7 protein-coding genes are annotated in these 4,815 nt (G+C 74.0%); all 7 read left to right on the top strand.

Features of this window, described 5'->3' with window-relative positions:
- On the top strand, positions 1-328 hold a 328-nt coding region (locus BG452_RS29895), incomplete at its 5' end, for a Trp biosynthesis-associated membrane protein (RefSeq protein WP_188307478.1).
- A 148-nt stretch (positions 329-476) separates the two neighbouring features.
- Complete coding sequence (locus tag BG452_RS29890) at positions 477-755, top strand: HGxxPAAW family protein (RefSeq protein ID WP_188307477.1); 279 nt, start codon at positions 477-479, stop codon at positions 753-755.
- An 86-nt stretch (positions 756-841) separates the two neighbouring features.
- Positions 842-1,282: a DUF2752 domain-containing protein gene (locus BG452_RS29885; RefSeq protein WP_317621286.1), complete on the top strand. Its 441-nt coding sequence runs from the start codon at positions 842-844 to the stop codon at positions 1,280-1,282.
- A gap of 214 nt (positions 1,283-1,496) precedes the next feature.
- Complete coding sequence (gene trpC, locus BG452_RS29880; RefSeq protein ID WP_188307476.1) at positions 1,497-2,303, top strand: indole-3-glycerol phosphate synthase TrpC; 807 nt, start codon at positions 1,497-1,499, stop codon at positions 2,301-2,303.
- Positions 2,304-2,312: 9 nt separating this feature from the next.
- Entirely contained in the window at positions 2,313-2,462 is a 150-nt protein-coding gene (gene trpM / locus BG452_RS48205; RefSeq protein ID WP_167395798.1) for a tryptophan biosynthesis modulator TrpM, read from the top strand.
- A gap of 53 nt (positions 2,463-2,515) precedes the next feature.
- Positions 2,516-3,766: a tryptophan synthase subunit beta gene (gene trpB, locus BG452_RS29875; RefSeq protein WP_188307475.1), complete on the top strand. Its 1,251-nt coding sequence runs from the start codon at positions 2,516-2,518 to the stop codon at positions 3,764-3,766.
- A 2-nt stretch (positions 3,767-3,768) separates the two neighbouring features.
- Positions 3,769-4,593 carry a tryptophan synthase subunit alpha gene (gene trpA / locus BG452_RS29870; RefSeq protein ID WP_188307474.1) on the top strand — a complete coding sequence of 275 codons (825 nt, stop codon included), beginning with the start codon at positions 3,769-3,771 and terminating at the stop codon, positions 4,591-4,593.
- Positions 4,594-4,815 lie beyond the last annotated feature (222 nt).

Raw genomic sequence — 4,815 nt, 5'->3', positions numbered from 1 at the left:
GCTGACCCTGCTGGCCGGGCTGGGCGCGGCCGCCGCCTCGGTGGCCGGGGCCTCGGACACCGCCGCCCTGGACTCCGCCGCCTCCGGCAAGCTGGCGCTGGCCGGCTCGACCGCCACCGAGGTCTCGCACACCGCCTGGCCCTGGATCGCCCTGGCCGGCGGGCTGCTGCTCGCCGTGGCCGGGCTGATCACCCTGCGCTACGGCCGTGGCTGGCCGGCCATGGGCAGCCGTTACGAGGCGCCGACCCGCAAGGCCCCGGCGAAGACCGACACCCCCGCTGACCTGTGGAAGGCCCTGGACCGGGGCGAGGACCCGACCGCGCTCTGACGGTCCGCCGGTCCGGACGGCGGGTGTGACGCGATAGACCCGCCACCCGCTTTGGGCCGTCCGTATGTGGCCCGGCACAATGGAACCCGTCAACCCGCCGGCGGCCCCGCAGGCCCGGCCGGGCCCCGAGAGCCTAGGAGCACCATCGATGGCAGCAGCAGCACACGGCCACAACCCCGCCGCCTGGACCGGCGTCGTCATCTCCTTCGTCGGCTTCGGCATCGCGGGTGTCGCGATGATCCTGCCGTCCCCGCTGCTGGTCTGGGCCGGTCTGGCGGTCGTCCTGGTGGGCGGCATCGTCGGCAAGGCCATGTCGATGGCCGGCATGGGCAAGCAGCCCAGCACCAACGTCTACAAGTCGGTCGAGGAGCAGGCCGCGGCGCGCAAGGCGGTCATCGAGGCCCGCGCCGCCGCCGTCGCCGCCTGACCAGCGGGTATTCGCACAACCGAACGGCGGGCGCGCCACGCCCGCCGTTTCGTTCTGTCCGGGCCCGGCGCGGCACAATCGGGGGCGTGAACGCCGCCCCCGCCGCCTCCGCCCCACCGCCCGTGCTGCGCCGGATGAGCCCGCCGCTGGCCGCGCTGGCGGCGGTGGCCGTCCCGGCCGGGTACGTCGCGGTGGTGGACCCGAACGCCCCCGGGCACTACCCCGACTGCCCCTTCCTGACCGCCACCGGCTGGTGGTGCCCCGGCTGCGGGGGCCTGCGCTGCGTCCACGCGCTGGCCCACGGGGACTTCACCGGCGCGCTGCACGACAACGCGGTGGCCGTCCTGCTGCTCGGTGTCCTGGCCCTGCTCTGGCTGCGCTGGGGCTGGGCCGCGCTGACCGGCGGCCCGCCGGTCCGGGTGTCGGTGGGGGGCCGCCGCTGGGCGCTGATCGCCCTGCTGGTGCTGGTGTTCGCGGTGGTGCGCAACCTGCCGGTGGGGGCCGGGCTGGCGCCGCCGGTGGTCTGAGCGGCCCTGTCCGGCGCGGAGCCCGGGCGGCCCGCCCGGTGGAGAGCCGGTGAAGCCGCAGTTGGGAGCCGCCGTACGGAGCGTCCCGTTCCGCGAGACGCGAGCCGGGCGGATGCGCTGCGCGCACCCGGGTGCCGATACCATCGAAGGGCCGACGGGCCCCCGCCCGTCCGGCTCGCGCTGGCGAACCAGCAGAAATGATGGGGGCTCCTGAGTGAGTGTGCTCGACTCGATCATCGAAGGGGTCCGTGAGGACCTCGCCGAGCGGCAGGCCCGGGTCTCGCTCGACGAACTCAAGGCGCTCGCGGCCAAGGCCCCGGAGGCCAAGGACGGTGTCGCCGCCCTCAAGGGCGACGGGATCCGGGTGATCTGCGAGGTGAAGCGCTCCAGCCCGTCCAAGGGTGCCCTGGCCTCGATCGCCGACCCGGCGGCCCTGGCCCGCGACTACGCGGCCGGCGGTGCCGCCGCGATCAGCGTGCTGACCGAGCAGCGCCGCTTCGGCGGGTCGCTCGCCGACCTGGACGCCGTTCGCGCCGAGGTGGACACCCCGCTGCTGCGCAAGGACTTCATCGTCACCGCCTACCAGCTGTGGGAGGCCCGCGCCCACGGCGCCGACCTCGCGCTGCTGATCGTCGCGGCCCTCGACCAGCCGGCCCTGGTGTCGCTGATCGAGCGCGCCGAGTCGATCGGCCTGACCCCGCTGGTCGAGGTGCACGACGAGGACGAGATCAAGCGCGCGGTGGACGCCGGAGCGCGGATCATCGGTGTCAACGCCCGCAACCTGAAGACCCTCGAGGTCGACCGCAACACCTTCGAGAACGTCGTGCACGCCATCCCGGACGGCATCGTCAAGATCGCCGAATCCGGTGTGCGCGGCCCGCTCGACGTGATCAACTACGCCAACCTGGGCGCCGACGCGGTGCTGGTCGGGGAGTCGCTGGTGACCGGCAAGGACCCGCGGGCCGCGGTCGCCGACCTGGTCGCGGCCGGCGCCCACCCCGCCGTCCGGCACAAGGACTGACGCCGCCAGATGAAGATCGCCACCCGACTCGCCCCCGGCTGCCGCCCGCGCGGCTGCCGCGCGCCCGCACGCCGGGTGCTGGGGCGTCGGGTGCGGTACGTGATCGGCTGCGAGCCCGGACAGGTGCCGGGACGGCGATGGCGCGTGACGCACGGCTGACACCAGCCGATCAGACGTCGTTCGTCATCCATCTCCGTCCAAGGGAAACCACCATGTCCGAGAAGGACTACCTGCCCGGTGCCCAGGTGCCGGACGCGCGCGGCTACTTCGGCGCGTACGGCGGCCGCTTCATCCCCGAGGCGCTGGTCGCCGCGGTCGAGCAGGTCGCCGAGGAGTACGAGAAGGCCAAGACCGACCCGGCCTTCACCGCCGAGCTCGACGGGCTGCTCAAGGACTACACCGGGCGCCCGAGCCCGCTGACCGACGTGCACCGCTTCTCCGCCGAGGCGGGCGGGGCGCGGATCCTGCTCAAGCGCGAGGACCTCAACCACACCGGCTCGCACAAGATCAACAACGTGCTGGGCCAGGCACTGCTCACCCGGCGGATGGGCAAGACCCGGATCATCGCCGAGACCGGCGCCGGACAGCACGGGGTGGCCACCGCCACCGCCTGCGCCCTGTTCGGCTTCGACTGCACCATCTACATGGGCGAGGTCGACACCGAGCGCCAGGCGCTCAACGTCGCCCGGATGCGGATGCTCGGGGCCGAGGTCGTCGCGGTGAAGTCCGGGTCCCGGACGCTCAAGGACGCCATCAACGAGGCCTTCCGCGACTGGGTCGCCAACGTCGACTCCACCCACTACCTGTTCGGGACGGTCGCCGGACCGCACCCCTTCCCGATGATGGTCCGGGACTTCCACCGGGTCATCGGCGTCGAGGCCCGCCAGCAGGTGCTCGACCGGACCGGGCGGCTGCCCGACGCGGTGGTCGCCTGCGTCGGCGGCGGCTCCAACGCGATGGGGATCTTCCACGAGTTCATCCCTGACGCCGGCGTGCGGCTGATCGGCTGCGAGGCGGCCGGCGAGGGGGCCGAGACCCCCCGGCACGCGGCCACGCTGACCAAGGGCGACCCGGGGGTGCTGCACGGGTCCCGGACGTACGTCCTCCAGGACGAGGACGGGCAGACCATCGAGTCGCACTCGATCTCGGCGGGCCTGGACTACCCGGGCGTCGGGCCGGAGCACGCCTGGCTGAAGGACAGCGGGCGGGCCGAGTACCGGCCGGTCACCGATGATGCCGCGATGCAGGCGCTGCGGCTGCTGTCGCGCACCGAGGGGATCATCCCGGCCATCGAGAGCGCCCACGCGCTCGCCGGGGCGCTGGAGCTGGGCCGTGAGCTCGGGCCGGAGGCGACCATCCTGGTCTCGCTCTCCGGGCGCGGCGACAAGGACATGCACACCGCGGCCCAGTACTTCGGGCTCTACGATTCGCCGGCCGGCGGCGCGGCCGAGGGGGGTAAGTGATCATGGCTTCGAAGCTGAGCGCCAGCAAGCTGAGTGCCAGTCTGGCGGCTGCCAAGGGTGAGAACCGGGCCGCGCTGATCGGGTACCTGCCGGCGGGCTTCCCGTCGGTCGACGGCGGGATCCGGGCGGTCAACGCGCTGATCGAGGGCGGCTGCGACGTCGTCGAGATCGGGCTGCCGCACTCCGACCCGGTCCTCGACGGGGCCGTGATCCAGACCGCGGACGACATCGCGCTGCGGGGCGGGGTGCGGATCAAGGACGTGCTGCGGACCGTCCAGGAGGTCGCCGCGGCGCACCCCGGGACGGCGGTGCTGGTGATGACCTACTGGAACCCGGTCGACCGGTACGGGGTGGCCCGCTTCGCGGCCGACCTGGCGGCGGCGGGTGGGGCGGGGTGCATCCTGCCGGACCTGCCGGTCGAGGAGTCCGGGGAGTGGCGCAAGGCGGCGGACGAGCACGGGCTGGACACCGTGTTCGTGGTCGCGCCGAGCAGCAAGGACGCACGGCTGGCCGAGGTCACGGCGGCGGGCAGCGGGTTCGTGTACGCGGCCGCGGTGATGGGGGTGACGGGGACCCGGTCAGCGGTCGGTTCGCTGGCCGAGGACCTGGTCGCCCGGACCCGGGCCACGACGGATCTGCCGGTGTGCGTCGGGCTCGGGGTCTCCGACGCGGTGCAGGCGGCGGAGGTCGCCCGGTTCGCGGACGGGGTGATCGTGGGGTCGGCGTTCGTCAAGCGGATCCTCTCCGCGGGGGATGACGAGGAGGCTGCGTTGGGTGCGGTGCGGGCGCTTGCGGGTGAGCTTGCGGTGGGTGTGCGGAGGCGCTGACGCGCGGTAGAAGTCCTGGCTGACGGCTCGTTGCCCTTTGGGGGGTGGCGGGCCGTTGGCGTTTTCCGCTGCGCGGGGGCGTGTTGTGTTCGTGGGGGTGGGCTCTCGGGAGGGTGGGTGGGTGCCGGGGGGGGAGGCGGGGTGGGGTGGGGTGGGGGGCGGGGGGGTGGGGGGGTGGGGGGCGGGGGGGGGGGGGGTGGGGGGGGGTGGGGGGGGTGGGGG

Origin of the sequence: Streptomyces sp. CBMA123 (assembly GCF_014596465.1) — a bacterium.
GTDB lineage: Bacteria > Actinomycetota > Actinomycetes > Streptomycetales > Streptomycetaceae > Kitasatospora.
Note: the sequence above shows the minus strand (reverse complement) of the source record. Positions and strands in the feature narration are given on the sequence as shown.